This window comes from Burkholderia sp. COPS (assembly GCF_019425585.1).
GTDB classification, from domain to species: Bacteria; Pseudomonadota; Gammaproteobacteria; order Burkholderiales; family Burkholderiaceae; genus Burkholderia; species Burkholderia cepacia.
The window spans coordinates 17,447-44,132 of record NZ_WIXR01000030.1 but is presented as its reverse complement, the minus strand read 5'-3'; the positions used below and the strand labels follow the sequence as shown (position 1 = coordinate 44,132).

Below are 26,686 nucleotides of genomic sequence, written 5' to 3'. Positions count from 1 at the left end.
CGGACGCACTGCCCGCTCATCAATATACTGACGAAGCGCCGCCGACAGGGATTGTCGGCGGCGTTTTTACGTGCATCCTCACCGGCGAGCGCGCCCCACGGGAGCCTGGCGAAGCAGGCCAACGTTCTCGTTGATGCGGCCCTGGATCGTGCGCAGGGTATCTCGAGTAATGATCCGCGGGTACATGTTCTCGGCCATGCCCGAGAATTGACCGGCCACTTCGCAAATGTCGTCGATCATCCTGCCGGCAACGTCGTGGGGCACTTCGGCTTCCTCGGCAAGCCGAAGCATGTGCGTGCAGGAAATCTCCAGTGCCTCCCCCATCACGTCCATCTGGTGATATCCACCGGGCCCCTCGCAGAAGGTCACATCGTAGGCCGGCGCCAGTTTCCACTGACCATGTGGCGCCATGACGTAGGCGAAGTTCTTGGGATGGTCGTCGCGGTTGTTGAACGCGACGTTGAAGACGGCGCGCTCGAAGGCCCTCCTCATCTCTCGCACGTCGTTGGTACAGATCCGGGTCGCCCGCAAGAAGTTGAGGTAGTCCAGCGAACCCGCATGCCGGTAATCGGCCCCCGTAAACGCCGCGAGACTCTGCATGGGGACACGCGATCCCTCATGCCGATCAAAGCGCTTGCTGGCGAACGCCGCCAGCCCATTGGGCAAACTGAAGTACTGCGTGTCCGGAGTCTCGATGCCACATCTGCGCAGACATTCGGCGTAGACCATCTCGATGGCGCACACCTCGGCGTGCTCGTCTCTTGCGGGGAACTTGACCAGCCAGGCTTCGAAGCCCGGTGTGGCGGCCGTGGTCAACCCGCCGGTTTGCGGATCGCGATAGATCAGGACCTTGGGCCGTGCACCTTGGGGCGAGCCGCCCACCCGCAGCAACGTCTGCAGGAACTCACCCCCTTCACCATGGAGCACGTCCTGAATTTCGGCAGCAAGCTGTTCCAGCGGGATGTGGGCGTCCGGCGCTTCCCCTTCGGGTGCGACGGGTTCGAACGCCATGGCCCCCATCGCGTTGCTGCCGATATACGCCAACCGCTCCAGGGCGCCAATGCGCGCCGTGTTGAGCCCACGACGCCGGAACATACGGTCCATCAGCAGCATGCCCCACCCGTCCGGCAACGCGTCATAGACAGGCCCCGGCAGTTGCAATTGATGAACCGGGAAATCTCGCCGCAACCGGGGCCCCTCCAGCGGCAATGTGTACAAAGACAGCTCCAGGCCCCTCTGCCTCGCCTCGTTGCTGTACTCGAACACGATCAGCGGGCGACCGGTCAGCGCAGTCGTGGAGACCAGCGTGCCCCAAAGCCACCGCTCCCCCCAGCCCTCATAGAAAACATTCACTTGTTCAGGCATCGCCGGATTTCCTCCTCGTACGGAGGCGCTTGGCTGATTTCTCGTAGCGCAGAATGTCCTCGATGCTGTCCAGCTTTGGCTGGAACAGGCCTTCGAGCTCCTTGATCCGGCCGAGCGCCATCGCCACCCGGACCACGGCCTCGAAGCCGACATTGCGCCCGGCCTCCAGGTTCGACACGGTGTTGGTCGCGATGCCGGCACGCCCCGCAAGATCCGACTGCGTCATGCCCGCAGCCAGACGCTCGGTGCGCAGGCGCTCGCAGAGTCGCTTGACGACCTCGCTCGGCTTGCTGAAGCTTAAATCCAACATAGTGCGTCTTACACCCTTTCCATGCCGGTTAACACCCAAAATTATAGAATTAACGCCACCTTGGCTCAAGGAGGCTAATTCTTTAATTCTGCGTTTTATCGGCAAAATTACCCGCTTAGCCACAGTATGTTGGATTTAAGTGGCTTCCCCTCAAAGATGCGGTCGATCAGATCGCCCCGCGGCTGCGCGAACGATCCGGGGCAGTGCAAAGGCCGCATTCCGTGTTGCACGGGTGCACGGCCTTGTTCGCGCCTCTTCGAGGATCGTGGTGGAGCCGACCGGCTGCTTGGGCTTTGCTGCAGCTCGTGGGTGAAGAGCCGGCTGCATGCCGGGAAAGTCGGCTTTCTGCTGCTGCAGCAAAGTCGAGCGCCGAGCGCTACGGTGACGTCGGGAGCTGGTCCTCGCAGGTCGGGCTCAGCCGCTATTGACCTCCTGCCGCAACCGCTCGACATCCACGCGCTTCAGATAGTTCGTGATGTTCTGCCAGATCGGATGGAACCCGTAGCCGCCATGCTGCAGCTCGTCGAGCGCCTGCTCGCGCGTCCAGCCCTGGTACACCATCCGGTACAACGCCGACACGAGGCCGGTACGATCGGCACCGTGCTGGCAGTGGATCAGCACGGGGCCATCCTGGTCGGCCGTACGCAGCGCCTTCAGCGCCGCGACCATGTCTTCGTCGCGGATGTCCCAGGTGTTGATCCGGATGCGCTGCATCTTGATCTGCGTGCCGGCCAGGATGCTGTCGTCCGCGTGAAACGAACGGAAGCTGATGACCTTGCGAATGCCGAGCTTCTGCAGTTCCGGCACATCCGCGCGCGACAGCTGCGCACTGCGGTACAGCGTCGGCGTGATGCGATGCAGGTTGTTTACATGCGCATCGGTCACGCCCTGCGCCCATTTGATCGGCCTCGGCCGGGCGGACACCTCGGAGGCCGGGTCCGCATGGGCCGGCTGCACGAGCCCGGCGAGCGTGACGGAGAGCGCGGCGATGAAGGCGAGTTTCATGTCGGGTCGGGGATCAGTAAAACGCGCGCTTGCGCTCGCGGGAAAGAATGAACAGCACGATCGCGGCGGCGCTCATCGTCCAGTAGTCGGTCGGTGCCACGCCGAACCAGTGGATATGCCACGGCACGTTGGCGGGATTGAAGCGGGCGAGACCGTAGGCCGGATTCAGCACGAACCACAGGAAATCCTCGGTCAGCCAGAACACCATGATGCACGCGACGATCCGCGCTTCGATGCGCCACGACCACCGTCGGTTGAACACGGCCGGCCAGTGAAAGAACAGCGCGACGAACGGGAAGACCCACGCGTGGTAGCCGGTCATCGGCCGGCCGCCCCAGAAGATGTCGAGCAGCCAGTGATGCTCGATGCGCCACGTCGGCAGGTTGGCCGCCCAGCCCGCGCTGCCTTCGATCTGGATCTCCACGTTCGCGAAGAAATACGCGAGCAACACGACCCATGCAACGACAAACAGCGTATGGCGCGTCGGCACGAAGCGCGCGACGCTCATGCGGCAGGCTCCAGGCCCAGCACGCGATCGAGCACGAAGCGGCCGGCAAGCGGCCGGCCGAGCGGCGCGAGGCGGCGGCGCATGTCGGCGAGACGCTCCGGCGCCTGCAGCAGCGCGCGGATCCGGTAGACGAGCGCGTCGTCGTCGATCGCCTTCAGCGCGACACCCTGTTCGAGCAGGAAATCCGCATTGCGCTCTTCCTGGCCCGGAATCGGCGAGTTGACGATCATCGGCAACTGCATCGCGAGACATTCGGACGTCGTCAGGCCGCCCGGCTTCGTGATGACGAGGTCGGCGCAGGCCATCAGGCGCTCGACCTGCTGCGTGAAGCCCTGCGGAAACAACCGGCCCGGATGTTGCGCGGCCAGTTCCTGCAACGACGCCAGCATCGCCTGGTTCTTGCCGGCCAGCGCGATCAGCTGGAAGTCGGCGTCCATCCCGAGCAGGCGCGCCGCCAGCACGTCGAGCCCGCCGAGGCCCGCGCCGCCGGACATCATCAGGAAGGTCGGGCGCGCGGGATCGAGGCCGTACTCGGCCGCACAGGCCGCGCGATCGAGCGGCTGGCCGAACGCCGGCATGATCGGGATGCCGCTGACGTGCACCGTTTCAGGCGCCATGCCGCGGGCATGCATGCGCCACGCGATCTCGTCGTTGGCCGCGAAATAACCGCGCATGTTCGGCACGACCCACATGCTGTGCAGGTCGAAATCCGTGACCTGCACCCACACCGGCGTGTCGACGCGCCCCTTGCGGATCTCGCGCGACAGCAGCTCGGCCGGCAGGAAGTGCGTGCAGATGATCGCGTCCGGGCGCTGGCGTTCGATCTCCGCGATCAGCGCCCTGCAATTGAGCCGTTCGATCGCACGCCGGATCTTCTGCGACGGCGCGGCGGGATCGACTTCGTCCGTCTTCTGGTACAGGTAGCCCCACAGCGCCGGCTGGCTGCTGACGAGCTTGATGTAGAGATCGGTGTACAGCTTGCGGAAGCCGGTGGACACGAAATCCATCACGTCCAGGTGGGTGGCTTCGATGCCGGCGGGATGATGGTCGGCGAATGCGCGGATCGCCTCGGCCGCTCGGGTATGGCCGGCGCCGGCGCTGACGCTCAGGAGGAGGATCTTCTTGTTTTGCTTTGACATCTGACTGACCGTTTCGATGAAGGTGGTCGGAACGCGGGTTCGCGGCGGCGCTCTCACACGGCGGCTGTTTGCGTCCGGCTTACAGCAAGCTTGGCAATTCTTCGGCGACGCGGGCGGGCAGTGACGTCGAAGCGGTCGCCGGCATCGTCTGCGGAATCATACTGCGTTCGGGCGATGGCGCCGGAATCGGGGGGCGCAGGCGGGATGGATGGTGCGGTGTGCGGCCAGTGTGGACTGGTGACGGCATGACGGCTCGGCGCGCTGCCGCCCGATGCCCGTTCGCGTGAGCGAACGGGGTCCGGCATGGCGCGCGAATCAGGATGCGCGTACGCGAATCGTTTGGCATCCTTGCGGATTACCTCGAAAGAGGCTTCGGAAAAGCTGGCGCGTCAGCCGGCCTTGCCCCCTTGCTCGTGGAATCAGGGCGCTACACCGGCCCGCTTCCGCATCCGCTTCCCGCGGACGATCGGATTCCATCGCGATGTCAGGCTCATTGCGCCACGCAGGTGATCGAACGCGACGTCCTCCTTCGGCCCGAAGCGGCTGACCGCCGGCCACGCGAGCACGTGATCGAGGCACGCCTGCCACTCGTCGCCATGAAAGCGGCGACCGATTTCCCGCACGGCGTCAGGCGCTGCGATCGCGATACCCGCCAGCAGGTAATAAGCCCAAAAGCTGCCCGCGCCGACGAGTTGATCCAGCCTGCATACGGATAACGCCGCGAGCAGCCCGTCCACCGACGCGAGATCGGCGCGATGCGTGCGGATCGCCCGTGCGACGAGGTTGTGCTCACCGCCATACGCGGCAATGGAGATCCCGTTGCCGGCAGCGATCACGGCCGAGAACGTCACGAGCGCAGCCATCTCGTCGATGCGCGATGCATCGTCGCGCGGCCCGCATACACGCAGCACGATCGCGTCGATGACGGCGCCCGGCAGGGTCGACGTTTCTCCGCTCGCCGCCGCGATGACGGCGAGCCTGTCTCTCAGGTTCTTCGCAGGCAGCGTGTCGCCCTGCACGCCCGTCTCATGTGCGGTGCATGTGCCGGCATCCCCCCCGCTGCATTCGAGACCGCTGGCAATCCGCTCGAGTGCGGCCCAGCCGACATCGGGATCGTCGAATGCGCACGCATCGATCACGCCGTGCGCGGTGTCGAACACGGCACGCGAGCCGGGACAACTGCGTTCGGCTTCGGCGAGCTGCTGCATCGAAGGCACATGCGAGCATGCGCCGTGCGGGTCGGTCAGGTCGCATGCACAGGCGCTGCCATCCGATGCGATCCACGGCGCGAGCCCGTGAAGCACGGCCGTTGCGTCACGCGACAGATTCGCGCCTGTCCGCATGCGTATCGCCTGCGACGCGGCGACGGTCGTGTCGCCGGCATCGGCCGCCATCGCTACGCAAGCGGCAGCGTCGAGATGTTCGATCAGGTACTGCAGCCACGCGGCTGTGCGCAGCCGGTCAGGCGTCGCGCCGCGGGCATCGCCATACTTTGCTGGATCGGTAAGCATGGGTCTTCCGGGATAGTTCTGGCCAATTTGGAATAGTGGTAATTCAGTCGAATCGGATGGCGCGGTACGCCGTACCGATCCTGCAACGCCACACGCATCGGATCGCGATACGTGCGGCCAGCCTGTCGTCACGCTGACACGGAAGACGGCTCGAGCGCATCGACGAAGCGGCAACCCGTGTACATCCCGCACGGCCTTCGTGAACGGCGAGTTCCCCGCTTCGACTCTCGACGCTTACTGCACGTGGAACTTCGGCGACGTCATGATCCAGCCGTTCACCGTGCAATCCGGCGTCAGCACAGCGTTGTTGAGCGTCAGCCGCGAGTCCGGATCACTCCACGCCGTCGTGACCTTGCTCGGTCCACAAGTACCGAGCACCCGCATGTCCAGCTTCACGTTGTCGATCGACACTTGCGTCGTGCTGTCCACGTTTCCCGTCCATGGCGCCGCACTGCTCGCGCTACCGGTGAACAACACGCACAATGTGCCGCCGGTGAACTGGGTCGACGTGATGTTGACGATGCCGGTCGGCGTGACCGTGCCGTTGACCGTCGTCGTACAGGAGATCGGACTGAACGCTCCCTTCTGGACCGACGTGAGCCCCGACGCGGAAAACGGCTCGCCGTTCGGATTCATCGGCTGGCCGTCCACGCGCGAAACGGTCACTGCAAAAGCAGGCGCGGCCGAACCTGCGGTGAATGCCACTGCAGCAACAAGCGATGCAATTTGACGAATGTTCATCTGTACGGCCTCTCTCTTGATATATGGCGGCCTTACACGAGAAACCCGACCGCTCTGCCGAATGAATCCGGCCGTCGCGCCCATGCACGCGACGGCACAAACCCATCGAAACCGCGAATACCCGCCGCACCTGTCGCGCGACCCTCGCGCGCGGCGGGTACCCGCTTCGATCCGCGACGCTTACTGCACGTGGAACTTCGGCGACGTCAGCACCGTGCCGCCCACCGTGCAATCCGGCGTCAGCGTGGCGTTATTGAACGTCAGCGAAGAGTTCGTATCGCTCCACGTCGTGACAACCTTGCTCGGCCCGCAGGTGCCGAGCAGCGTGACGTTCACCTTCACGTTGTTGATCGACAATTGCGTCGTGCTGTCGGCCTGCCCCGTCCACGGCGACGTGCTGCTCGCGCTGCCGTTGATCAGCGAGCATGTCGCGCCGCCCGAGAACGTCGTCGACGTGATGTTGACGATGCCGGTCGACGTGATCGTGCCGTTGAACGTCGCGGTACAGCCTGCGCTGATCGCGCCCTTGCTGAGGTTCGTGAGCCCGGTCGCCGAGAACGGCTCGCCATTCGGGTTCATCGGCTGACCATCAGCCCGCGAAACGGTGACTGCGAAAGCAGGCGCGGCGGAAACCGCGGTGAAAGCCACTGCAGCAACAAGCGATACGATTTTGCGAATGCTCATTTGAACTGCCCCCTCTCTTCACAAATGGCGGCACGCCGCCAGGAACGCGACCGCCCGGCCGGATCGTTCCGGCCCGACGGTCGCAGGAAGCCGCCGGTGCGCGTCATGCGCGCCGGACGGCTCAGAACTTGTAGGAAATCCCGACGAACGTGATCAGCGGATCCGCCTTCAACCGCGTGCGCGTGGTGGCGAGCGTCGAACCGTCGGCCGCCTTGATCACGAGCGACGAGTAGGTCTTCAGCGGCATGTACGTCAGCGTCGCCGTCAGCCCCCAGTGCTTGTCGATCGCGTAGCTCGCGCCCACGTTGTAGACCGGCGTGAACGACGACGACGCCTTGCCCTCGACCGACGTCGGCCCCGGCTTGCCGGCGCCCGCCGCGAGCACGCTGCCGAGGTTTTCGTTGATGTCCTTCGCGAAGTTGCCGTTCAGTTCGATGTTGCTGAACCAGCTGTAGGCCACACCGATCCCGACGAACGGGCGGAACTTCGCCGTCGGCGAATTGAAGTAGTACTGCAGAATGATCGTCGGGCTCCACTGCCTTGCGTTCTTCACGGCCGGCTGGTTGGCCGGGTTGTCCATGTTGACGCTGCCCAGCGCGCCGGACGGGCCCGGCGGCTTGATCGTGCCGTGCCCGGTCAGCGTGAACTCGGGCGGCACGCCGAGCACCGACGTCACCGCGATGTGGTCGGTAAAGAAGTGCGTGAGCGTCAGGCCGACCGTATCGGCGTTGTTGACAGTCAGGCTCGTGCCCGGCGACGTGAACGACCCGGGCAGGCGCAGCGGCCCGTTGATCGGCATGCCGGCGAGATTCGTCGTGAGCCCGTTGGTCGAATCCTGCGGCATGATGTGCAACCAGCCCAGCGTCGCGACGTTGTCGCCCGCCTGCTGGGCCGATGCGAGCGTCGATACGCCTGCGACGACACCCGCGACAATCAGCTTCTTCATGAAGTCTCCTTCTCGTTCTGTCCGGGCGCCGCGCGCTTTCGCGCGGCGCCGCCGTGTCTCCATCCGGGCTTGCGTCACTGCACGAAGGCGCCGACCGTGAAGTACGGATTACTCGTATCGTTCATGTCGAGGAACCCGAACACGCCGCCGGTGAACACGAACTTGCCGGTCGCGGGCCCCGACGCCGCATCCGCATGCACGGTCGTGACGACACCCGGCACCTTCTGCGTGAAATCGAGGTTCAGTGCACGCGTGAGCGCGGCCTGCGACGCGTTGAACGGATCGAGCAGCGTGGCCTGCGCGCCGACGAGCGCGGTCGCGCGGTAGTTGAACGCGCTGTCGACACCCGTGTACTCGCCGTTCTGCGAGCCTTGCGTGATCGCCGTCTGCGGGCTCAGGAACGAGATGCCCGATTCGTCGTCCGCGCTCGGCGAGCCCTGCGTCAGGTCCGCATTCGCCGCGCCGGTGCGGATGAAGATCGGCACGAGCTGGTTGCGCAGCTTGCCGACGATCAGGATCCCCTTGCCGGCCTTCGCGGGATCGACCGCCGCGAGCGTCGGCGGAATCTGCGGCAGGTAGTTGAGCGACTGGAACGCCGGCGCATCCGGACGCAGCGTGAACGGCTGGTTCACGGTCGCGCTCGACGCGAGCGGCTGCCCGCCGTTCTTCTTGCCGAAGTTGTCGGTCTCGACGTAGCTGCCGTCCGCGTTGATCGTCACCTGCTGGTCGAGCGCCACCGGCTGGAAGCTTTGCGACGGCACCTGGTGGTAGCCGAGCTGGTTGTACTTGCCGGCGATCTTCGTCAGGTCGGTTTCCAGCGACGAGAAGCTGATGAACGGGTAGTACGGGAACGTCGTCTTCGGGATCTTGCCGACGCCGATCACGCCGTCGAACTGGATCGTCGCGCCGGGGATCGCGCCGCCCAGCACGCCTTCGCCGAGGAACAGCCGCGCCGGCCGGCTCGGGTCGAGGCTCGCGTTCTGCATCCGGAACGTGCACTGGTTCAGCTTCACCGTCGGCAGCCCCGTCTCGTCGGCCAGCGTGCCGTCGACCACATTGGCGGGCGCAGTATCGCGCGTCGGCTGCACGGTGCCCGTCGTGGTCGGCACCGGCGACGCGAGATAGGTCATCCGGTACGTCATCTTCGTCGTGTCGAGCTGCACCTTCACGAGTTCGCCCGATCCCGAGCCGCCGATGAACACCGTGTTGTAGTCGATCGTCTGCGGGCACAGCCGGACCACCGGCGCGGGCGGCGGGTCGCCGTCTCCGCCGCACGCAGCCAGCACGGGCGCGAGCGATGCCGCGGCCATCCATTGCTTCAAATTCATAGGAATCCTCTTGAAATTCGATTCGCCGGCGGCGACGCATGCGCCGCCGGTGTTACGTGTTCAATACAGGGTCACTGGACGAACGCGCCGACCGTGAAGAACGGGTTGACCTGGCTGTTGTTGACGACCATCGCGTAGACATTGCCGGCCGTCACGAGCCAGCCCGTGTCGCCCTTCTTGAAGATCGCCACGTTGCCGCTCGCGCCCTTCGCGTTGAAGTCCTGCGTGGCCGTGACCTTGATCTTGCCGGGCGTCGCCTGCGTGTAGTCGAGCCCGAACTGCGAGGTCACCCCCGACGTCTGCGGATCGATGAACGCCGCGGTACTGCCCTGGAACAGCGTGGACGTATAGTTCGCGGCCATCGTCGAGACGGCCGTGCCGTCATCGCAACTGCCTGCTACCGAATAGAAGGTGTTATTGGTGAAGACACCGGGCAGGTCTGGGTGCGGCATGTTCGGGTTGAAGCTCGGCCCCGGCGACGTCACCTTGTTCGCCTGACCGCTGGATGTCACAACGCCGCATGCGGATGCGCTGGTCGCACCGATATATCCCCCCTTCAGGGAGTTCGCGGCAATCGCTTTCGTCGACGCCAGCATCGAGATGCCGACTTCGGCATCGGCGACCGATGCGAACAGATTGACCGTATCGACGTGCGTATAGCCGACACGAATCACGATCGGCACAAGTACGCCGTTCAGCCTGCCGACGATCATGATGCCTTTCGCCTGACTCGGTGCAATGATCAGCGTCGAGCCCTGCCCCGCGATCGGATACCCCTGCCCCACCGGATTGCTCACGAATACATTGTCTGCCGATCCGTCCGCGTTCTTGCGCTGCGCCCACGGCGTCCCGGTCGTCTGACACGAGTAGTCGCTGCCCTGCGTGATAGAACACGAACCGTCCGCATTGAACGTCTGATTCCAGTTGACGACGTCGGGCTCCCAGCCGACCGGCCCGGTCGGGCTCTGACCATCACCGCCGATCGGCGACAGATGGATGCCGACCTCGTTGTAGTTGCCCGCCACTTTCGTGAAGTCGGTTTCGGTGTCGGTGAAGCCGATGAACGGATAGAAATCGAAGGTGCGCGACGGTACGACGCCGAGCGTGATGCCCGGGAGCAGCGGGATACCGGCGAACGCAATCGTCGCCCCCGGAATCCCGCCGCCCACCACGCCATTGCCGACGAACAGCATCGGCGGATCCGCACGGTTGATCGTCACCGAATACGCGCCGTCGCTCGTCGCACCGCTGTCGAGCACGAACGCACAGCGGTTCTGCTCGGCGGTCGGGAGCGTGGTCGGATGATGGAACGCGCCGCTGATCGTCAGGCCTGCGCGCGTGTTGTTGACCTGCCCTGCCGATGTCGGCACCGACGATTCGATGAACTGCATCTGGTAAGTCATCTTCGTCGTGTCGAACTTCACCTTCACGTACTCGCCGCTGCCTGCGCCACCCGTGTACGTCGTCGTGTAATCGAGCGCGTCAGGGCACAGCTTCGTGACGACGGGCGGCGTCGTGACGGAACCGCTCGGCCCGCATGCGCTCCCCGAGCACTGCGGCACGTTGATCGGCCCCGGATCGTCGCCGCCGCCGCAACCGGCGACGAACGGCAAAGCGATGACCGCGCACGACAGGATCGCTTTCCGCCATTCAGGAATGCAAATCATCAACCCCTCCTTTTCAGGTACGACAAGTCTCGTCCGGACAGGCTGCATGGCCCGCCGGTTGGTATCGCGCCGCCGCACGAACGCGCGGCGCATGACGGTGTGCGCCAGGTTGCCGCGATGCCGGTCAGGCAAATGCGGCACGCGCCGCGGCGGCAGGCAAGCGCTCTCCCGCGGCGCCGTCATGCGGCACGGCGCCGTGAGAACAATCGAAACGGGATGTGGTTCGCCGCTACACGGCGGTATGACAACGCAGGTACGCGACCTGCATCGCGCCTGCGTTCAGCGAAAAAACGGGAAACGGCAGTCCGACTGGCCCCGCGGATAGGCGTCTCATCAATTGGTCTCCATCCGTACGCTTGATTCGTTATCGTGATGCGTCGTTTGACGAGACTATGATCGGACGATTCCTACAAGTAAATGGATGCAGAGTTCCAAACGGCCGAAACCGCGCAATCGCAGTGCGTGCCGGGGATTTGACAGATTTTCAAACAGCCTTCAATTTATTTGCTCAGACAAATACATGGCCCGTGTAACACGCGTTTGAATAACCATGGCCGATCCACGCTCTGCCTTGCCGGCCGGCCCTCGACGCTCCGCCCGCATGCTGCAGCGCAACCTCATACGTCGACGATCGCGAGCGTGCCGTGGCTGCCCGGCAGCACCGCGTGAGGCGTGCCGGCGAGCGCCAGGTACATCTGCCCGGCCTCGACGACAACCGTCTCGCCCCCGACCTCGAGCATCATCCGGCCGTCGAGCACCAGCAGCCCCTCGTTGTAGTCGTGCACTTCCGCTTCGTAAGCCTGCGCATCCATGCGCAGCACCTTGATCCTGGCCGGCCCGACCTCGCCGACGATCGTGGATTTCCACGCGACGGCCTGTGCGGCCGCTACGGATTTGAAATCGATCAAAGACATGCGTTTCGCTCCGTAAACGATGAAAGGAACGCATTATCGCGAGCGCGGCACACGCCGTCCCGGTACGGCGCGACAGGCTTCGGGCAGCACAGTCGGCCGGCCGGCCGCGCCGCATCCGGGCGGACACGCGATCGCCTCCCTGTTCGCGGAAAATGGCGCTCATTGTTCGCAAGCCGCAAATAAATCACCCACGTTATTGGGTAATGCGCCGTCAATTCGCACCAATCCGGCACCGGCAATGCTCGCCCTTTCCACGAGAATGCATTTCCATCTGTCGATTGCTAATATGGCGATCCCGCGATCCCGCACCACAACGCCGTTCGACATGACGCCCGTTCGCCATGCCGTCCCCGGCCCCGGCCGCTTCGCAGCGGCGGCGGCGCCGGGCACGCGCGGCGCACACCGTTGCGCCGGCCGGCCGTGCCATCCGTGAGCATGCAACCGATCCTTTCCGTCTCCGACCTCTCCAAGACTTACGCGTCCGGCTTCCAGGCGCTGAAGCACGTGACCCTCGACATCCGCCCCGGCGAGATCTTCGCGTTGCTCGGGCCGAACGGCGCCGGCAAGACGACGCTGATCGGCTCGATCTGCGGCATCGTCACGCCGACCTCGGGCCGCGTGACGGTCGGCGGCCACGACATCCGCGATCACTACCGCGCGGCCCGCGAAATGATCGGCCTCGTACCGCAGGAACTGACGACCGACGCGTTCGAAACCGTATGGGCGACCGTGTCGTTCAGCCGCGGCCTGTTCGGCAAGGCGCCCGATCCCGCGCATATCGAGAAGACGCTGAGGGCGCTGTCGCTGTGGGACAAGCGCGAGAACAAGCTGATGACGCTGTCGGGCGGCATGAAGCGCCGCGTGATGATCGCGAAGGCGCTGTCGCACGAGCCGCGCATCCTGTTCCTCGACGAGCCGACGGCCGGCGTCGACGTCGAGCTGCGCCGCGACATGTGGAAGCTCGTCGATTCGCTGCGCGAAAGCGGCGTGACGATCCTGCTGACCACGCACTACATCGAGGAAGCCGAGGAAATGGCCGACCGGATCGGCATCATCCTCGGCGGCGAGCTCGTGCTCGTCGAGGAGAAGCGCGAGCTGATGCGCAAGCTCGGCAAGAAGCAGCTCACCGTGCAGCTCGAGCACCCGCTCGCGGACGTGCCGCCCGCGCTCGCGCCGTTCGGCCTCGAACGCGCGGACGACGGCACAGCGCTCGTCTACACGTACGACTCGCAGCGCGACGACGCGAGCATCGCGACGCTGATCAACGCGCTCGGCTCGGCCGGCATCGGTTTTCGCGACCTGCATACGACGCAGAGCTCGCTCGAGGACATTTTCGTCAGCCTGATCGACAACCGCCGCAACGGCGTGCAGCAAGGAGCCTGACGCATGAACCTGCATGGAATCCGCGCGATCTACCGCGCCGAAATGGCCCGCACGCGCCGCACGCTGATGCAGAGCATCATCGCGCCGGTGATCTCGACGTCGCTGTATTTCGTCGTGTTCGGCTCCGCGATCGGCTCGCGCATCAGCGACGTGAACGGCATCGGCTACGGCTCGTTCATCGTGCCGGGGCTCGTGATGCTGTCGCTGCTGTCGCAGAGCATCTCGAACGCGTCGTTCGGCATCTACTTCCCGCGCTTCACGGGCACGATCTACGAGATCCTCTCCGCACCCGTGTCGTACTGGGAGATCGTGATCGCGTATGTGGGCGCGGCCGCGTCGAAGTCGATCCTGCTCGGCGTGATCATCCTCGCCACGGCCGGCCTGTTCGTGCCGCTGCACATCCTGCATCCGTTCTGGATGGTGCTGTTCCTCGTGCTGACGGCGGTCACGTTCAGCCTGTTCGGCTTCGTGATCGGCATCTGGGCCGACAGCTTCGAGAAGCTGCAGCTCGTGCCGCTGCTGATCATCACGCCGCTCACGTTCCTCGGCGGCAGCTTCTACTCGGTCGACATGCTGCCGCCCGCGTGGCGCGTCATCACGCTGTTCAACCCGATCGTCTACCTGGTCAGCGGCTTCCGCTGGTCGTTCTACGGGCTCGCCGACGTGCACGTGTGGATCAGCCTCGCCGCGACCGGGCTGTTCCTCGTGATCCTGCTGGCGATCGTCGCGTGGATGTTCCGCACCGGCTACAAGCTGAAGAACTGATGCAAAGCGGCCGCACCTCGCGCCGCCGCCGATGACGCATTTGGGCAAGCAGGCGGCGTTTTTCCTCTGATGCGGCATTTTGTGGTCGCGTCTACTGAAGACGAAGCATCGGGGCCGCGAAGCACGCGCTTCGCGGCCCCTTTTCATTTCAGAGGACGCCATGCCCGCCGCCACCGCTCCCGCCTCCGCCGCCGCCCGGCTCGAACGCCTGCCGTTCTCCGGCTATCACAAGCGGATCTTCTTCATCATCGCGATTGCGTTCTTCTTCGACTCGGTCGACCTCGGCACGATGACGTTCGTGCTCGGCTCGATCCGCAAGGAGTTCGGCCTGTCGACCGCGGCCGCCGGCCTCGTCGCGAGCGCGAGCTTCTTCGGGATGGTGCTCGGCGCGGCCGTCGCCGGCCTGCTCGCCGACCGCTTCGGCCGCCGGCCGGTATTCCAGTGGAGCATGGTGCTGTGGGGCGCGGCCTCTTACCTGTGCTCGACCGCGCAGAGCGTCGACGCGCTGATCGTCTACCGCGTGCTGCTCGGGATCGGGATGGGGATGGAATTCCCGGTCGCGCAAACATTGCTGTCCGAATTCGTGCCGACCGAGAAGCGCGGCCGCCTGATCGCGCTGATGGACGGCTTCTGGCCGCTCGGCTTCATCACGGCCGGCATCGTCGCGTATTTCGTGCTGCCGCAGTTCGGCTGGCGCACCGTGTTCGCGCTGCTCGCGATTCCCGCCGTGTTCGTGCTCGTCGTGCGCCGAATCGTGCCCGAATCGCCGCGCTGGCTCGAGCATGCGGGCCGGCACACGGAAGCCGACACGGTAATGCGCACGATCGAGGCGAAGGTGATGCGCTCGGCCGGCGTCACGACGCTGCCGCCGCCGTCGCGGCTTGCGGAACCGGTCGTGGCACGCGGCCACGGCGCGCTTCGCGAGATCTGGAGCGGCGTGTATCGTCGCCGCACGGTGATGGTGTGGCTGCTGTGGTTCTTCGCGCTGCTCGGTTTCTATGGCCTCACGTCGTGGCTCGGCGCGCTGCTGCAGCAGGCCGGTTTCGAGGTCACGAAATCTGTGTTCTACACGGTGCTGATCTCGCTCGGCGGCGTGCCGGGCTTCCTGTGCGCCGCGTGGCTCGTCGAACGCTGGGGGCGCAAGCCGACCTGCATCGCGTCGCTGATCGGCGGCGGTGCGATGGCATACGCATACGGCCAGAGCGCGCTGTACGGCGGCAGCACGACGCTGCTGATCGTCACGGGCCTCGCGATGCAGTTCTTCCTGTTCGGGATGTGGGCCGCGCTGTACACGTACACGCCCGAACTGTACGGCACGGGTGCGCGTGCGACGGGGTCGGGCTTCGCATCGGCGATCGGGCGCGTCGGCTCGCTGATCGGGCCTTATGTGGTCGGCGTCGTGCTGCCGGTGTTCGGCCAGGGCGGCGTATTCACGCTCGGCGCGCTGTCGTTCGTCGCGGCGGCAATTGCAGTGTGGACGCTCGGTATCGAGACGAAGGGGCTCGCGCTGGAACAGCTCGCGGCAGGCGACGAAGCCGGCGGCGGCGGCCGGTATGCGGCAGCGGCCGACAAGATGTCCTGAGCGCCGAGTCGACGACCCGGGCGTGCTTTCCGGCCGGCATGGCGTTCAGCGCCGTGCCGGCCGCTGCGTGAACTGACGGGATTCGCGCCCGATCACACACGACATCCCGCGCGTGCTCGCCGGCGCGATCGCGCATTGCGAGGCCGCCGCCGCGTAAGCCGTGGAGGCGGCCACCCGACGACGGTCCGGCTGGCTCCGGTCAGGCGCCGGCGACGACGAACTCTTCGGCCGCCTTGCGCTGGACCGCGGCCATCACCGCCAGTTCGCGCTTGCTGCGCGTGTCGCCGGACACGACACCCGTCGCGTTCTTCGCTTTCGCACCCAGCGGGAAAAAGACAAACGACGCGCCGGCCGGGGCCTCCGGTTCCGCGCGCAGGCGTTTGTTCAGGATTTTCAGGTACTTCTTCTTCGACACTTCCTTAGCAGCCATGGCACCCTCCGCGTGAACGTGGTGGGGATCAGCATACCAGTTTTGGCACAGGGCTCCGCCGCATCGCCCGCCGGTGCGTGCATCCCCGAATATTCGTCGGAACCGATGTCGATTCGCGTCGCCGTCGCGCGTCGTGTTGTCGTAACCGATCGTTTTGCCGTCGGCGCGGCCGGCGGCGCCCCCTCATTCCCTTCAAGGAGGTACGACCATGCGCGTCCTGGTAATCGTCAAGGCCACCGCCGATTCCGAATCCGGCCGGATGCCCGACCCCGAAATGATCGCCGCGATGGGCCGGTTCAACGAAGAACTGGCGAAAGCCGGCATCCTGCTCGCCGCCGACGGGCTGCACCCGAGCATGCGCGGCAAGCGCGTGCACTTTGCCGGCAGGAACCGCACCGTCATCGACGGCCCGTTCGCGGAAACGAAGGAACTCGTCGCCGGCTTCTGGCTGTGGCAGGTGAAATCGATGGAAGAAGCGGTCGAATGGGTGAAGCGCTGCCCGAACCCGATGCCCGGCGACTCCGACATCGAGATCCGCCCGCTGTTCGAGGCCGAGGATTTCAGCCCGGCATTCACGACCGAGTTGCAGGAACTGAAAGCGCGGCAGAGTGCGCAAGCCGAGGCGGGGAAACACGCGTAAGACGGGCGGCGCCGGACGGTTTCACATGACCGCCGGGCGCCGCCCTGTTTTTTTGAGTGTGCTCGGCTCATGCGCGTTTGCGCGGCACCGCGAGCCGCTCGACCGCCCCGCCGGTCACGTCCCGGAACAGCCCGGCATTGCCGTACGCCCGCGCGGCAAGCATCGCGCCATAGACCAGCGCCACGAACGTCGCGGCCTCGGTCTGCACCGACACGTCCGGCTGCACGATGCCGTCTTTCACCCCTGCCTCGAGCACGCGCACCAGCCATGCGGCAAGGTCGTCGAAATGCGCCTTTACCGCCCGCGCGACTTCGTCAGGCAGCGCCGGCAGCTCCGCGCCGAGCATGCCGGCCACGCAGAACGGCGCGCTGTCGTCCGAGATGCAGCGTTCCCAGTAGCCGATGTATGCGCGCATCTGCACCAGCGCGTCGGCGCCGCTCGCGTCGAGCAGCGCCATGTCGGCATCGAATTTCGCCTGCGACTGCTGCAGCACGGCGACCGCCAGGTCCGCCTTCGTCGGGAAGTGGTGGTGAATGCTCGCCTTCCGGATGTCGATCGCGTCGGCGATGTCGGCGTAACTGAACCCGCTGTAGCCGCGCCGCATGATCAGTTGCCGCCCGGCCTCGAGAATGCGGCCCGCCGTACTGTCCCCCGTTACCGTCATATCTGCCTACCATCTAGTCGGATGAAAAACAGGGATAGTTTACCGCCCTGAGATACTCTTTTCCAGCCGTGATTTTTCATTGCATCTCACCCTACCTACTAGTAGGATGAGCACATCGACAGAACGAGATAGCTGTCGATATCCGACGGTTTCCTACCCTGTCTTCCTTCTGGAGAATGAAAATGAAGCGTTTTTCCCAAGTCCGCCAGATCGCCGCGGCACTCGCATTGTCCGCCGCCGCACTCGGTTCGCATGCGGCCGTCGCGGCCCCCGTCAAGAACGTCGTACTGGTTCACGGCTACTTCGCCGACGGTTCGGGCTGGCAAGCCGTCTCGAACATCCTCACGCGCGACGGCTACAAGGTTTCGGTGGTTCAGCAACCCGAAACGTCGTTCGACGACGACGTGAAGGCGACCCGGCGTGTCGTCGACGCGCAGGACGGCCCGAGCATCCTCGTCGGCCACAGCTACGGCGGCGCGGTGATCACCGAAGCCGGCAACGACGACAAGGTCGCGGGCCTCGTCTACGTGGCCGCGTTCCAGCCCGACACCGGCGAAAGCCCGCTCGACCTCACCAAGAAGACGCCGCCCGCGACGAAGGCGATCAAGGCCACCGAAGACGGCCACCTGTATTTCGACGAAGCGTCGTTCCACGCCGACTTCGCGGCCGACGTGCCGGCCGCCGAAGCGAAATTCATGGCGATCTCGCAAGTCACGCCGGCCGCGCAGTCGTTCGGCGTACCCATCACGCACGCCGCATGGCGGACGAAACCGAGCTGGGCGGTGGTCGCCTCCGCGGATCGCGCGATCAACCCCGAGCTCGAACGCTTCATGACGCAACGCGCCGGAAGCAAGACGATCGAACTCAAGTCGAGCCACGTGGCCTACATCTCGCATCCGGCCGAAGTCGCGAAGCTGATCGAACAGGCCGCCAGGGGCGCCGGCAAGGAGTGATGCCGCGCATCGCCCGACTTCTCCGGTTGACGCTCCCCACCGGGTAACGTATCGTTTTGATACGTTACCCGGCGAGCGCCTTCCATCATGCATTCCCGTTTCGACCGCTTCCGCACCACCGCGCTCGGCGCCCAGCTCGAAGCACTGATCGCTCAACCCGAGCGCTACGTCGAATTCGCGGCGCTGTCGCGCGTGGGCGTCGCCGCGATCGGCGCGATCCAGCACGAGATCGCGCTGAAATTCCCCGAAATCGAAACCGACACGACGGCCCGCCAGTTCTGCGGCGCGATGGTCGCGGACGTCATGCGCCGCCACGGCCACGACGTCGTGCAGGCGCGCGGGCGGCTCGGCGGCACGCTGTTCAGTTACGGCGCGGTGTTCAGCGCGCATCCGCAGTTGCTGCCGTTCGCCGGTGTCGTCGCCGCGCTGGCGCAGCTGCCCGATCGGCTCGCCGCGTATGCGGCGCACGTGCCGGCCGCACTCCGGACGCGCCGCCCCGACGGCACGGGCTTCTCGCTCGTCGAGCATGCGTGCCACCTGCGGGATCTCGACGCGGTGTTCGCCGAACGCATCGACGCCGTACGCACGCTCGACCTGCCGGTGATCGCCTCCGTCGACGGCACCGCACTCGCCGCGCAACGCGACTATCTCGCGCAGCCGCTCGACGCGGCGGTCGCGGCATTCCGCACGGGCCGCGCGGCGCTGTGCGCAGTCGCCGCCGCGCTCGATCCCGCGCAGCTCGCACGCTGCGGGCTGCGCGACGGCATCCGCCGCATGTCGCTCGACGAACTCGTGCGCGAACTGCTCGATCACGACCGCACGCACGTGCTCGAACTCGACGAACTGCTCGCCGAACTCGCATTGCCGCCCCTTCCTTGCCCGCCCGCGCCATGACCCAGCCCACGCCCGTCGTCTTCATTCACGGTTTCATCGGCACGCTCGACGTGCGCGGATGGAACGGCCCGCATCTCGCGCCCGACCTGCTCGGCTACGGCGCATATCGCGCGGCGCCATTCGACGCGATCTCGCTTGCCGGCCAGGTCGAGCATGTGCGCCAAACCGTCGATGCTCACTTCGGCGCGCAGCCGGTCGATGTCGTCGGCCACTCGGTCGGTGGCGCGATCGCGATGCTGTTCGCGCATGCGCACCCGGAACGCGTGCGGCGGATCGTCAACGTCGAAGGCAACTTCACGCTCGACGATGCGTTCTGGTCGGCGTCGGTCGGCCGCATGACACCCGACGAAGCCGATGCGATGCTCGACGGGCTGCGCGCCGATGCGCCCGGCTGGCTGCGCGGCGCGATCGACGCGCCGTCGCCGGCCCAGCTCGACGACGCCCGCCGCTGGCTCGCGCATCAGCCTGCATCGACGCTGCGCGCGATGGGCCGCTCCGTCGTCGCGACGACAGGCGAACCCGGCTACCTGCAGGCGCTCGCGCAGGTGTTCGAGCGTCATCCCGTCTGGCTCGTCGCCGGCGAACGCTCGCGCGCGGGCTGGCACGTGCCCGACTGGGCGCTCGCGCGCTGCGCCGGCTTCGACATGATCGCAGGCTGCGGGCACTTGATTCCGGCCGAGCGGCCGGATGCGTTTCGCGATGCAATCGGGCGCATCCTGGGCGCAGCAGGAAACTCCGGTCGTCAGGCGGGGAAGATGTCGAAACCGTATGATTCGCCGAAATTTGGTTGAAAGGCGCGGTTGCTAGAGTCACCGGAACAGGGTTTTCCCGGCGCCCGACGCCGGACGGGGTCGACACATGCAACGATCGATGCACCTGGCACGTACCTTCTGGCTGCTTCTGCTGCTGGCCGTCACGAGCCCTGCCTTCGCGTTTCATGCGCGGGTCGTTGCGATCCCGAGCGCTGCGATGAGCGAGACACTGAAGGCGACGATCGTGCTGCCCGACGATTACGCGCGCGACAATCGCGGCAACGAACGCTATCCGGTCGTCTATCTGCTGCACGGCTCGGGCGGCGACCATACCGACTGGACGTCGAACACGCACATCGCCGCGCTCGCCGACCGCTATCACGTGATCCTCGTGATGCCCGACGGCGGGCACGAAAGCTGGTATATCGACAGCCCGTTCGATTCGGGCAGCCGCTACGAAACCTTCATCGGCGATGAAGTCGTGTCCTACGTCGACCTGCATTTCCGTACGATCGCGACGCAGCACGCGCGCGCGATCACCGGGCTCAGCATGGGCGGCTTCGGCGCACTGCGCATCGCACTCGACCGGCCCGACACGTTCGGCGCGGTCGGCAGCATCAGCGGCGCGGTCGATCCGCGCTGCTGCGCGGACGAGCCGGGCATCGACCACGTGTTCGGCGATCCCGAACGCCATTCGTCATTCTGGAACCGCAACGTGATCGTCGAAAGCGCGCGCGCGTTCGTGCGCGCCCATCTCGACCTGGCGATCGATTGCGGCCGCGACGATTCATTCGTCGGCTCGAACCGCACGCTGCACGAACGCCTGCTCGCGCTCGGCGTGCCGCACGACTATACGGAGCGGCCCGGCGGTCATACGTGGGATTACTGGGCGAATGCGATCCGCTACCAGATGCGGTTCTTCGCGACCTCGTTCCAGCATCGCGGTTACGCGTACCATCCCGCACCGGCTGTGCCGGAGATGACGCGCGCGGGCTGACGCGTACGCCGCGCGGCCCGCTGAACCCGGTGGTACGTTGCACTGGCATCGACCACCCGACACCTCCCACGCCGCGCGACAACCTGGCGGACCTCCCCGCCTTCATCGCCGTCGCGCGCGAGCGCAGATTCACGCGAGCGGCCGGGCGCTGTGCGACATCGGTGGCGTTCGCGCTCGCATGGGTCATGAAGAACCGCATCGTCGGCTCGACGATCGCAGGGCTGCGCACCGATGCGCATCGGGACAGCGACATCGATATGCTGACGCTCGAACCCGGCCCGGACGACGAACGGTTCGTCGATTCGCTCGTGCCGCCCGGGCACGCATCGACGCACGGGTATACCGATCCCGGCTATCCGGTCGAAGGCCGCAAGGTCTGAAATCTGAACGGGACGAACGAGATGCCGGGCTGCTCTGCCCGGCATGAAGAGGCGCGCGCGTCACTCGACGCGCGGATACATGGAAGCGGCGGAATCAGCTGTCGTGCGCAGTCGTATCGGCGCCGACCACGCGATCGAAGAACTCCTGCGCACGCGCCAGCTCGGCGAGCGCACGATCGAGGCGCGACATCGCGCGCGCGTATTCGGCCGACGAACCGTCGTCGTCGCTTTCGCCGCGCACAGCGCGAAAGGCCTGATCGACGTTGCGCGTCGCTTCGACGAAGCGTTGCGCGGCCCGGGCTTCCCGCGAACAGATGTGGGTCGACATCGACACTTCTCCCTCAGGGTTGCAGTGTGAAGCACGCCGACGCCCCGTGTGCGTGGTGCGCATGTCTGCAGCGTGAACCACGACCCGTCGATCGTCGACGCATCGGCCGCCGCGCAGCGCGCTTCGAGCCGATTGTCCCTCCGCACTCGCCGCTCCGCTATGGCGAGATTGCAACAAATTCTTGCGCGACGTACTGCGCGCGATTCGTCACGCGCGCCCGACGCGCGGATGTGCAAGGCCCGCGAACGCGGACGCTTCGCCCGGCGACAGGTCGAACAGGTCGCCCGTGAGATCGCGCGGATGCTCGGCCGCCGGCCGGTTGCGCAAGCGCGCCACGTGCGTGGGCGCCACATACGCGGCCGCCGTTTCGATCGGCGGCACGTCGAACAGATCGCGTGTGACGCCGCGCACGGCGTCCGTCGGCGAACGGCCGCGCAAGCGCGCGACGAGTTCGACGAAACGATCGAAATCACCGGCGCGCGTCGCCTTGTTCACTTCCGCGAGATCGCGCGCCTTCAGCACGCACGGCTGGGCGAGCCGCACGAAATACGGGGCCTCGAGCTCGACCGACAGCGCGAGCGGATAGCTCTTGCCCGTCTGCTCCTTCGCTCGCCCGACGCAATCGACCACGGCCGCGCCCTGTGCGGCGCCGAGCGCCTTGCCGGTGCTCACGCTGCGCAGGTGATCGGGAAACACGCGCAATTGCGTGCCGACCGTCAGCGCGGTGGAGGACGCGCAGACGAGCGCGTAGTGCTGCTCGCGGCGCCGGCCCGACGGCAAGGTCGAGCGGCTCGCGATGAAGGTATGCGGCGGCAACGGCCGCACCTGCCCGCTCGCGTCGATCCACGCATTCCACAACAGCGCGTCCTTGCGCTCGCCCGCGCGCGGGCGCGACGCGACCGGCGAGAACAGCGCGAGCAGCGAGCCCGTGCGATGCGCGGCGATCTGCGCGCTGTTGCCGAGCGGCTGGTTGATGCCCCACAGAAAACGCCCGCCCCCGAGCCGGCGCTCCCATTCCTTGCGGAGCACGACGGTCGGCAGTTCCTCGCCGGACTCGGTACCGATCTTGGTCCAGCAGAACGTGGGTGGGAGGTGTTTCAGTGTCATCAACTTTCTCGGGATACAGCCTCGCTGGTGACAGCAAGCCCATTCAACAGCCGTAACTGTATAGGTATAATGCATCGCATGGAAGCCCCGGACCAAGATTTTCCCGTACAAGACCTGTTGCGCCGCCTGCTGGCAGATACACGCTCGTCCAGCGAAATAGCGCGACTCTCCGGGGTCAGCCAGCCGACCGTATCGCGCCTGAGGCTGTCGAACGGGCATCGGCTGCGCCGCAGCGCGCCATTCAATAAGCTATGCAATTTCTACGGCGTCGATACCGAGCCATCGCGCCGCCAATACAACGACCTGTTGCGCGACGCGATCGTCGACGCGTGGGACGGATCGGACGAGCACGGCCGCGCGCTGCTGGTCGTGATCCAGGGGTTGAAGGGATTGCAGGCCAAGGCGGACGACGGATGATCGCCGGGCCATGATGCGCGGCACATGGCGCGCGACCCGCGCGCCGCCGCTGCGGGAAGCAGGAAAGCCGGCAAGAAGGAAAAGAAGATGCCGTGCAACACCAGGCGTGCGATCCGCCTGGTTTCAATCGAAGGGAATCGAGCGCTGCGCCGAACGCGCGCGCTCCCGCCACACGCCAGCAAGCAAACCTCGAGATCCGGCTTCGGAACGCCGCCGCGAAATGACAACGGACAGCGGACAGCTGACAGCGGCCGCACCGGTTCTCGGCAACGCCTGCGCTTCGCCTGCATTGCGTCAATGCCTCATTCGTCAAGGATGACGAATGACTTACATCATCGTTTCCCGTTTATAAAAAACACCCTGAGAAGCGATTATCTAAACTTTTTAAACCTAATCAAAAAAAGTTTGACTCGTCGTTTTCTTTCTTGTTATCTTTCCCCGCAAGAAATATCGCCGGGAAATCGAATCCGCATCAGGGAATCAACGGCCCGACAATTCACTTCCGTTTTTATTACGTTTCAAACGACAAGTAGCTGATTCGTAAGCCGCAGCACCCGCTCGCAACACACAGCTCCCGCTTCACCGGTCATCCCGTTCCGCTTCTGGCGGAAGAGGACGATGTCGACATCTCTCCCGGCTGACCGGGACATTCGATCTCGCCCGCAGCACCTCACACGAAACACGCACACCACGTCGTCGCTCGACAATGCATTGCCCGCTTATACGGATTTCATACATTGGATTCCTAATTAAGTGATAACGCAGTGAAGCATCCGCAACAGCAGATTGAAGGGAAACAGATGGCCGGCACGCGCGCCGTTGCTGCGACGCGAGCCGGCACGACAGCAGGCCGTGCGCGGGATCGACGTTCGCGATATGCGAATCCGACACCCGGGCCGGCCTCCGATCTTGATGGTGGGAGGGGGAGGAAAACTCATGTCGCCGTGAATCACGCCGGTCGGTCCGGTCTTGCGTCAGGTTGCATGCGCCGCCCTGCCGCTACCCGCGATCCGGGTCGCGCGCTGCACCGGTTCTTCGTCGAAATCTCGGAGCTCACAATGCAGAGAACTCAGCACGTCAATCGCACACGCTCGCAACGCTTTGCCCTCGCCGCACTGCCGCTCGCGCTAGCCGCCACGCTGGCACCGCTGCCCGCCCAGGCCGCCACCAGCTGGGTGCCGACCCGCACCGCCGCTTTCCTGCTGTCGAATGCGCCCGCCGCGGCTGCTTCGGCCGCCACGCAGGCCCAGCCAGCGTACTCGCTCAACAGCATCGGCACGCCGGCGCTCACCGACACGCACGTCACCCCGCTCGAACTGAGCCAGCCGCTGCATGTCACCGTGGTGCTGAAGAACCGCAACACCGACCAGCTCGACGCGTTCCTGCGCGACGTCAACCAGCCGGGCAGCGCGAACTACCGCAAGTACCTGACGCCCGCGCAGTTCAAGGCGCGCTTCGCGCCGACCGACGACCAGGTCGCGGCCGTCGTGGCCCACCTGAAGGCAAACGGCTTCAGCAACGTCACGGTGTCGGAGAACAACACGCTGGTCTCCGCCGACGGCAACGCGACCAACGCACAAAACGGCTTCCACGCGAGCATCAAGCGCTTCAACTATCGCGGCAAGCCGGTCTTCGCGAACGATTCGGCCGCGTTGATCCCGGCGTCGCTCGGCCCGGTCGTCGATGCGGTGCTCGGCCTGCAGAACGCCGCCGTGCCGCACCGCCTGCTCCACCGCTTCGCGCCGGCCGCCGCCATCGAGCCGAACAGGATCGCGAAGAACGCGGCCGCCGCGTCGCAACAAGTCGGCCACCAGCCGACCGATTTCGCGAAGATCTACGATGCGAGCGGCCTGCCCGCCGCGACCAACACCACGGTGGGCATCATCACCTGGGGCGACATGACCCAGACCATCGCCGACCTGAACACCTTCACGCAGAATGCCGGCCTGCCGACCGTCAACACGGCCGTGGTCGCGGGCGGATCGGGCACGCTGGCCGACGACGGCGATCCGGGCGAATGGGATCTCGACAGCCAGGACATCATCGGCACGTCCGGCGGCGTCAAGCAGCTGATCTTCTACTCGGCGGTGAACGGCGACAGCAACGACAGCGGCCTCACCGACGCGACGCTGACCGCGGCGTACAACAAGGCCGTGACCGACAACAAGGCGACCGTCATCAACGTGTCGCTCGGCCTCGACGAAACCGCCGCGAACTCGGACGGCTCGCTCGCCGCCGACGACGCGGTGTTCAAGCAGGCCGTCGCGCAGGGCCAGATCTTCTCGGTCTCGGCCGGCGACGCGGGCGTCTATCAATGGTCGACGTCGCCGCAAGGCGCGCCCGGCTACATCGGCACGTACAACGGCACGTCGGTCAGGACGACGATCAACCTGTCCAAGTACAGCGTGTCGTCGCCCGCGAGTTCGCCGTATGTCGTCGCGGTCGGCGGCACGACGCTCTCGACCACCGGCACCACGACGTGGGCCGGCGAAACCGTGTGGAACGAAGGCGTCGCGTACGCGGATCTCGACAGCAACGGCAACCCGGTCGACAACGCCGTACGGATCTGGGCGACGGGCGGCGGCGTGAGCGCGTTCGAAACCGCGCCGAGCTGGCAGACGGCCGCGCTCGGCAGCACGGTGACGAAACGCGTGGTGCCCGACGTGGCGTTCGACGCCGCGCAATCGACGGGCGCGTACATCGTCATCAACGGGCAGGCCAACCAGCTCGTCGGCGGCACGAGCCTCGCCTCGCCGATCTTCGTCGGCGGCTGGGCGCGGGTCGAATCGGCGAACAACAACAGCCTCGGCCTGCCGACGTCGGCGTTCTACCAGAACTTCCCGACCAATACGTCGCTGCTCCACGACGTGACCTCGGGCAACAACGGTTATAGCAGCCACGGCTATACCGCAAAGGCCGGCTGGGACGACGATACGGGCTTCGGCAGCCTGGACTTCGCGAAGGTCAGCGCGAGTTCGGCGAAGTAAGCCCCCGGCACGATGCGGTGCGGCGAAGGTGCCGCATCGCATCGTCCATGCAACGCGACACCGCGTGAACGAGATCGACGAACGGACTGTCCTGCTCCCCGAGCGTGTGCATCGCGCCGGCCGCGCCGCCGGCGCCCCGAAAGCGCGCTTCCGCGCGCACCGCGCGGCAACGGATGCCGACCCGTTTTATCGCCTTGATCACGATCACCTTCCACGATGCGATCGACATCGCGACGAGCAACAGCGCGACCGCGCGCGTCATCGGGTCGCCCTGCGTCCATCCGTGCTC

At 65.7% G+C, this 26,686-nt stretch carries 28 protein-coding genes and 1 pseudogene; 12 read left to right on the top strand and 17 right to left on the bottom strand.

The window, feature by feature from the left end; genetic code table 11:
• Nucleotides 1-78: 78 nt before the first annotated feature.
• The 12 genes from FOZ70_RS24660 to FOZ70_RS24605 all read right to left on the bottom strand — a co-directional run bounded on the left by FOZ70_RS24660 (nucleotide 79) and on the right by FOZ70_RS24605 (nucleotide 12,118).
• On the bottom strand, nucleotides 79-1,365 hold the full coding sequence (locus FOZ70_RS24660) for a type II toxin-antitoxin system HipA family toxin (RefSeq protein ID WP_059620298.1): 1,287 nt from the start codon (nucleotides 1,363-1,365) through the stop codon (nucleotides 79-81).
• The gene (locus tag FOZ70_RS24655) at nucleotides 1,358-1,672 is read right to left on the bottom strand and encodes a helix-turn-helix transcriptional regulator (RefSeq protein ID WP_319002050.1); all 315 of its coding nucleotides are present in this window, start codon (nucleotides 1,670-1,672) and stop codon (nucleotides 1,358-1,360) included. The genes FOZ70_RS24660 and FOZ70_RS24655 overlap by 8 nt, the downstream gene beginning before the upstream one ends.
• Before the next feature lie 417 nt (nucleotides 1,673-2,089).
• Nucleotides 2,090-2,680: a dual specificity protein phosphatase family protein gene (locus FOZ70_RS24650; RefSeq protein WP_021160329.1), complete on the bottom strand. Its 591-nt coding sequence runs from the start codon at nucleotides 2,678-2,680 to the stop codon at nucleotides 2,090-2,092.
• Nucleotides 2,681-2,693: 13 nt separating this feature from the next.
• Nucleotides 2,694-3,188 (bottom strand): hypothetical protein, encoded by a 495-nt coding sequence (locus tag FOZ70_RS24645; RefSeq protein WP_048026409.1) that lies wholly within the window; start codon nucleotides 3,186-3,188, stop codon nucleotides 2,694-2,696.
• Nucleotides 3,185-4,327: a glycosyltransferase gene (locus tag FOZ70_RS24640; RefSeq protein ID WP_219707019.1), complete on the bottom strand. Its 1,143-nt coding sequence runs from the start codon at nucleotides 4,325-4,327 to the stop codon at nucleotides 3,185-3,187. The genes FOZ70_RS24645 and FOZ70_RS24640 overlap by 4 nt, the downstream gene beginning before the upstream one ends.
• Before the next feature lie 419 nt (nucleotides 4,328-4,746).
• On the bottom strand, nucleotides 4,747-5,838 hold the full coding sequence (locus FOZ70_RS24635; RefSeq protein ID WP_059812650.1) for a hypothetical protein: 1,092 nt from the start codon (nucleotides 5,836-5,838) through the stop codon (nucleotides 4,747-4,749).
• A 234-nt stretch (nucleotides 5,839-6,072) separates the two neighbouring features.
• Nucleotides 6,073-6,579 (bottom strand): activator protein, encoded by a 507-nt coding sequence (locus FOZ70_RS24630; RefSeq protein WP_219707017.1) that lies wholly within the window; start codon nucleotides 6,577-6,579, stop codon nucleotides 6,073-6,075.
• A gap of 180 nt (nucleotides 6,580-6,759) precedes the next feature.
• The gene (locus tag FOZ70_RS24625) at nucleotides 6,760-7,263 is read right to left on the bottom strand and encodes a hypothetical protein (RefSeq protein ID WP_021160324.1); all 504 of its coding nucleotides are present in this window, start codon (nucleotides 7,261-7,263) and stop codon (nucleotides 6,760-6,762) included.
• A gap of 121 nt (nucleotides 7,264-7,384) precedes the next feature.
• Nucleotides 7,385-8,209, bottom strand: coding sequence for an OmpW family outer membrane protein (locus FOZ70_RS24620; RefSeq protein ID WP_060086136.1), 825 nt, complete (start codon nucleotides 8,207-8,209; stop codon nucleotides 7,385-7,387).
• Nucleotides 8,210-8,283: 74 nt separating this feature from the next.
• Nucleotides 8,284-9,537, bottom strand: a complete 1,254-nt coding sequence (locus tag FOZ70_RS24615; RefSeq protein WP_048026403.1) for a DUF2957 domain-containing protein — start codon at nucleotides 9,535-9,537, stop codon at nucleotides 8,284-8,286.
• Nucleotides 9,538-9,608: 71 nt separating this feature from the next.
• Complete coding sequence (locus tag FOZ70_RS24610; protein WP_059589851.1) at nucleotides 9,609-11,204, bottom strand: DUF2957 domain-containing protein; 1,596 nt, start codon at nucleotides 11,202-11,204, stop codon at nucleotides 9,609-9,611.
• A gap of 617 nt (nucleotides 11,205-11,821) precedes the next feature.
• The gene (locus FOZ70_RS24605) at nucleotides 11,822-12,118 is read right to left on the bottom strand and encodes a cupin domain-containing protein (protein ID WP_021160319.1); all 297 of its coding nucleotides are present in this window, start codon (nucleotides 12,116-12,118) and stop codon (nucleotides 11,822-11,824) included.
• 19 nt (nucleotides 12,119-12,137) lie between these two features.
• On the opposite strand from FOZ70_RS24605, the gene FOZ70_RS24600 reads away from it, so the two are divergent.
• From FOZ70_RS24600 to FOZ70_RS24585, 4 genes are all read left to right on the top strand, one after another.
• Nucleotides 12,138-12,551 carry a hypothetical protein gene (locus FOZ70_RS24600; RefSeq protein WP_219707015.1) on the top strand — a complete coding sequence of 138 codons (414 nt, stop codon included), beginning with the start codon at nucleotides 12,138-12,140 and terminating at the stop codon, nucleotides 12,549-12,551.
• Nucleotides 12,552-12,553: 2 nt separating this feature from the next.
• Nucleotides 12,554-13,501 carry an ABC transporter ATP-binding protein gene (locus FOZ70_RS24595; RefSeq protein ID WP_219707013.1) on the top strand — a complete coding sequence of 316 codons (948 nt, stop codon included), beginning with the start codon at nucleotides 12,554-12,556 and terminating at the stop codon, nucleotides 13,499-13,501.
• A gap of 3 nt (nucleotides 13,502-13,504) precedes the next feature.
• The gene (locus FOZ70_RS24590; RefSeq protein ID WP_021160316.1) at nucleotides 13,505-14,266 is read left to right on the top strand and encodes an ABC transporter permease; all 762 of its coding nucleotides are present in this window, start codon (nucleotides 13,505-13,507) and stop codon (nucleotides 14,264-14,266) included.
• Between the two features lie 160 nt (nucleotides 14,267-14,426).
• Nucleotides 14,427-15,848 carry an MFS transporter gene (locus FOZ70_RS24585; protein WP_021160315.1) on the top strand — a complete coding sequence of 474 codons (1,422 nt, stop codon included), beginning with the start codon at nucleotides 14,427-14,429 and terminating at the stop codon, nucleotides 15,846-15,848.
• A 199-nt stretch (nucleotides 15,849-16,047) separates the two neighbouring features.
• On the opposite strand, the gene FOZ70_RS24580 is transcribed toward FOZ70_RS24585, so the two are convergent.
• The gene (locus FOZ70_RS24580) at nucleotides 16,048-16,278 is read right to left on the bottom strand and encodes a hypothetical protein (protein ID WP_060280344.1); all 231 of its coding nucleotides are present in this window, start codon (nucleotides 16,276-16,278) and stop codon (nucleotides 16,048-16,050) included.
• A gap of 208 nt (nucleotides 16,279-16,486) precedes the next feature.
• Here FOZ70_RS24580 and FOZ70_RS24575 point away from each other — a divergent pair, with 208 nt between their 5' ends.
• Nucleotides 16,487-16,918, top strand: a complete 432-nt coding sequence (locus FOZ70_RS24575; protein WP_059494943.1) for a YciI family protein — start codon at nucleotides 16,487-16,489, stop codon at nucleotides 16,916-16,918.
• A 67-nt stretch (nucleotides 16,919-16,985) separates the two neighbouring features.
• Here the strand turns inward: FOZ70_RS24575 and FOZ70_RS24570 are convergent, their stop codons facing one another.
• Entirely contained in the window at nucleotides 16,986-17,582 is a 597-nt protein-coding gene (locus tag FOZ70_RS24570; protein WP_219707011.1) for a TetR/AcrR family transcriptional regulator, read from the bottom strand.
• Between the two features lie 182 nt (nucleotides 17,583-17,764).
• Here FOZ70_RS24570 and FOZ70_RS24565 point away from each other — a divergent pair, with 182 nt between their 5' ends.
• From FOZ70_RS24565 to FOZ70_RS24545, 5 genes and pseudogenes are all read left to right on the top strand, one after another.
• A complete protein-coding gene (locus FOZ70_RS24565; protein ID WP_042975586.1) occupies nucleotides 17,765-18,535 on the top strand; it encodes an alpha/beta hydrolase in 771 nt (256 codons plus the stop codon).
• Between the two features lie 87 nt (nucleotides 18,536-18,622).
• Nucleotides 18,623-19,429 (top strand): DinB family protein, encoded by an 807-nt coding sequence (locus FOZ70_RS24560; RefSeq protein WP_021160308.1) that lies wholly within the window; start codon nucleotides 18,623-18,625, stop codon nucleotides 19,427-19,429.
• Entirely contained in the window at nucleotides 19,426-20,220 is a 795-nt protein-coding gene (locus FOZ70_RS24555) for an alpha/beta hydrolase (protein WP_219707009.1), read from the top strand. Before FOZ70_RS24560 ends, FOZ70_RS24555 begins: the two co-directional genes overlap by 4 nt.
• Before the next feature lie 79 nt (nucleotides 20,221-20,299).
• Complete coding sequence (locus tag FOZ70_RS24550; protein ID WP_059552768.1) at nucleotides 20,300-21,178, top strand: alpha/beta hydrolase family protein; 879 nt, start codon at nucleotides 20,300-20,302, stop codon at nucleotides 21,176-21,178.
• A gap of 137 nt (nucleotides 21,179-21,315) precedes the next feature.
• Nucleotides 21,316-21,558, top strand: a pseudogene (locus FOZ70_RS24545) (aldo/keto reductase); the annotation flags it as partial.
• A 94-nt stretch (nucleotides 21,559-21,652) separates the two neighbouring features.
• Here FOZ70_RS24545 and FOZ70_RS24540 read toward each other — a convergent pair.
• Both FOZ70_RS24540 and FOZ70_RS24535 read right to left on the bottom strand, forming a co-directional pair.
• Nucleotides 21,653-21,886, bottom strand: a complete 234-nt coding sequence (locus FOZ70_RS24540) for a hypothetical protein (protein ID WP_021160304.1) — start codon at nucleotides 21,884-21,886, stop codon at nucleotides 21,653-21,655.
• A 207-nt stretch (nucleotides 21,887-22,093) separates the two neighbouring features.
• Entirely contained in the window at nucleotides 22,094-22,993 is a 900-nt protein-coding gene (locus tag FOZ70_RS24535) for a hypothetical protein (protein ID WP_048026392.1), read from the bottom strand.
• A gap of 78 nt (nucleotides 22,994-23,071) precedes the next feature.
• Between FOZ70_RS24535 and FOZ70_RS24530 the strand changes: the two genes are divergently transcribed.
• Both FOZ70_RS24530 and FOZ70_RS24525 read left to right on the top strand, forming a co-directional pair.
• Nucleotides 23,072-23,410 carry a helix-turn-helix transcriptional regulator gene (locus FOZ70_RS24530; protein ID WP_021160302.1) on the top strand — a complete coding sequence of 113 codons (339 nt, stop codon included), beginning with the start codon at nucleotides 23,072-23,074 and terminating at the stop codon, nucleotides 23,408-23,410.
• 1,058 nt (nucleotides 23,411-24,468) lie between these two features.
• Entirely contained in the window at nucleotides 24,469-26,397 is a 1,929-nt protein-coding gene (locus FOZ70_RS24525) for a S53 family peptidase (RefSeq protein ID WP_060050367.1), read from the top strand.
• Here FOZ70_RS24525 and FOZ70_RS24520 read toward each other — a convergent pair.
• On the bottom strand, nucleotides 26,375-26,659 hold the full coding sequence (locus FOZ70_RS24520; RefSeq protein WP_219707007.1) for a hypothetical protein: 285 nt from the start codon (nucleotides 26,657-26,659) through the stop codon (nucleotides 26,375-26,377). The two genes, FOZ70_RS24525 and FOZ70_RS24520, sit on opposite strands and share 23 nt — an antisense overlap.
• Nucleotides 26,660-26,686 lie beyond the last annotated feature (27 nt).

Excerpts from the sequence above, each read along its gene's own strand:
- FOZ70_RS24580 (WP_060280344.1), bottom strand. The coding sequence starts at position 16,278 with ATGGCTGCTAAGGAAGTGTCGAAGAAGAAGTACCTGAAAATCCTGAAC.
- FOZ70_RS24590 (WP_021160316.1), top strand. The coding sequence starts at position 13,505 with ATGAACCTGCATGGAATCCGCGCGATCTACCGCGCCGAAATGGCCCGC.
- FOZ70_RS24620 (WP_060086136.1), bottom strand. The coding sequence starts at position 8,209 with ATGAAGAAGCTGATTGTCGCGGGTGTCGTCGCAGGCGTATCGACGCTC.
- FOZ70_RS24640 (WP_219707019.1), bottom strand. The coding sequence starts at position 4,327 with ATGTCAAAGCAAAACAAGAAGATCCTCCTCCTGAGCGTCAGCGCCGGC.
- FOZ70_RS24525 (WP_060050367.1), top strand. The coding sequence starts at position 24,469 with ATGCAGAGAACTCAGCACGTCAATCGCACACGCTCGCAACGCTTTGCC.
- FOZ70_RS24540 (WP_021160304.1), bottom strand. The coding sequence starts at position 21,886 with ATGTCGACCCACATCTGTTCGCGGGAAGCCCGGGCCGCGCAACGCTTC.
- FOZ70_RS24520 (WP_219707007.1), bottom strand. The coding sequence starts at position 26,659 with ATGACGCGCGCGGTCGCGCTGTTGCTCGTCGCGATGTCGATCGCATCG.
- FOZ70_RS24560 (WP_021160308.1), top strand. The coding sequence starts at position 18,623 with ATGCATTCCCGTTTCGACCGCTTCCGCACCACCGCGCTCGGCGCCCAG.
- FOZ70_RS24610 (WP_059589851.1), bottom strand. The coding sequence starts at position 11,204 with ATGATTTGCATTCCTGAATGGCGGAAAGCGATCCTGTCGTGCGCGGTC.
- FOZ70_RS24570 (WP_219707011.1), bottom strand. The coding sequence starts at position 17,582 with ATGACGGTAACGGGGGACAGTACGGCGGGCCGCATTCTCGAGGCCGGG.
- FOZ70_RS24630 (WP_219707017.1), bottom strand. The coding sequence starts at position 6,579 with ATGAACATTCGTCAAATTGCATCGCTTGTTGCTGCAGTGGCATTCACC.
- FOZ70_RS24530 (WP_021160302.1), top strand. The coding sequence starts at position 23,072 with ATGGAAGCCCCGGACCAAGATTTTCCCGTACAAGACCTGTTGCGCCGC.
- FOZ70_RS24555 (WP_219707009.1), top strand. The coding sequence starts at position 19,426 with ATGACCCAGCCCACGCCCGTCGTCTTCATTCACGGTTTCATCGGCACG.
- FOZ70_RS24595 (WP_219707013.1), top strand. The coding sequence starts at position 12,554 with ATGCAACCGATCCTTTCCGTCTCCGACCTCTCCAAGACTTACGCGTCC.
- FOZ70_RS24585 (WP_021160315.1), top strand. The coding sequence starts at position 14,427 with ATGCCCGCCGCCACCGCTCCCGCCTCCGCCGCCGCCCGGCTCGAACGC.
- FOZ70_RS24635 (WP_059812650.1), bottom strand. The coding sequence starts at position 5,838 with ATGCTTACCGATCCAGCAAAGTATGGCGATGCCCGCGGCGCGACGCCT.
- FOZ70_RS24600 (WP_219707015.1), top strand. The coding sequence starts at position 12,138 with ATGAAAGGAACGCATTATCGCGAGCGCGGCACACGCCGTCCCGGTACG.
- FOZ70_RS24645 (WP_048026409.1), bottom strand. The coding sequence starts at position 3,188 with ATGAGCGTCGCGCGCTTCGTGCCGACGCGCCATACGCTGTTTGTCGTT.
- FOZ70_RS24660 (WP_059620298.1), bottom strand. The coding sequence starts at position 1,365 with ATGCCTGAACAAGTGAATGTTTTCTATGAGGGCTGGGGGGAGCGGTGG.
- FOZ70_RS24565 (WP_042975586.1), top strand. The coding sequence starts at position 17,765 with ATGAAGCGTTTTTCCCAAGTCCGCCAGATCGCCGCGGCACTCGCATTG.
- FOZ70_RS24550 (WP_059552768.1), top strand. The coding sequence starts at position 20,300 with ATGCACCTGGCACGTACCTTCTGGCTGCTTCTGCTGCTGGCCGTCACG.
- FOZ70_RS24605 (WP_021160319.1), bottom strand. The coding sequence starts at position 12,118 with ATGTCTTTGATCGATTTCAAATCCGTAGCGGCCGCACAGGCCGTCGCG.
- FOZ70_RS24650 (WP_021160329.1), bottom strand. The coding sequence starts at position 2,680 with ATGAAACTCGCCTTCATCGCCGCGCTCTCCGTCACGCTCGCCGGGCTC.
- FOZ70_RS24535 (WP_048026392.1), bottom strand. The coding sequence starts at position 22,993 with ATGACACTGAAACACCTCCCACCCACGTTCTGCTGGACCAAGATCGGT.
- FOZ70_RS24575 (WP_059494943.1), top strand. The coding sequence starts at position 16,487 with ATGCGCGTCCTGGTAATCGTCAAGGCCACCGCCGATTCCGAATCCGGC.
- FOZ70_RS24625 (WP_021160324.1), bottom strand. The coding sequence starts at position 7,263 with ATGAGCATTCGCAAAATCGTATCGCTTGTTGCTGCAGTGGCTTTCACC.
- FOZ70_RS24615 (WP_048026403.1), bottom strand. The coding sequence starts at position 9,537 with ATGAATTTGAAGCAATGGATGGCCGCGGCATCGCTCGCGCCCGTGCTG.